This window comes from Synechococcus sp. R55.2 (assembly GCF_047462075.1).
GTDB lineage: Bacteria > Cyanobacteriota > Cyanobacteriia > Thermostichales > Thermostichaceae > Thermostichus.
In genome coordinates, this window is sequence record NZ_JANSIH010000228.1 from 1 (window position 1) to 712 (window position 712).

The 712-nt window shown below is 59.0% G+C and carries 1 protein-coding gene; it reads left to right on the forward strand.

Annotated elements, in window-relative coordinates:
* Nucleotides 1-500, forward strand: a 500-nt coding sequence (locus NW838_RS07880; RefSeq protein ID WP_414427813.1) for a gamma-glutamyl-gamma-aminobutyrate hydrolase family protein, incomplete at its 5' end; no start/stop codon positions are given.
* Nucleotides 501-712 lie beyond the last annotated feature (212 nt).

Here is a 712-nt window from a genome sequence, read left to right on the forward strand (position 1 = left end):
ATCGATTTGAGGTGGCCTTGGCTCAGGCCGTGCTGGCCCAGGGGATCCCTGTTTTAGGCATTTGCCGGGGGATGCAATTGTTAAATGTGGTCAGTGGCGGCAAGCTGATCCCCCATGTGCCTGATGTGTACGACGAGCTGGATCACTTCAACCCCGCTGATCGCAAGCCCATTCGCCACAATGTCAGCCTGATCCGCTCCACACGGCTACACCAAATCGTCGGCGCAGAAGAAATCTCTGTGGTCTCTTGGCACCATCAGGCCATCCGCGATGTGCCCTCAGGTTGGCGTTTGGCTGCCCGTTCTCGAGATGAGCTGATCGAGGCCATTGAACACGAAACCCACCCCTGGGCTGTTGCCGTGCAGTGGCACCCCGAGTTCACCTTTGAAGAAGCCGAGCACTTCCGTCTGTTTCAAGCCTTTGTGCAGGCAGCACTGCGTTTTTCCCCGCGCCTAGCTGGCCTGCTGCCCAACCCTGAGCCCGTACCCCAAGTCGCCTAAAGGAAGGTTCCCAGCCAGAGGACAGTCCTGCCGTTGGAGAATCATCCAACAGTTATCCCGTCAGTTATCCCGTGCTAACTTCTAGGCGGTGCCCCCTTGTCAAGAAGCGCCGTTGTCGCTACGCGACGCTAACGCGAACGCGGTAGCGGGACGGAGTCCTTTCCCGTCAGGGTGCCGTGGGCATATGAACAGGGAGCGACCGCTGGAGAGAG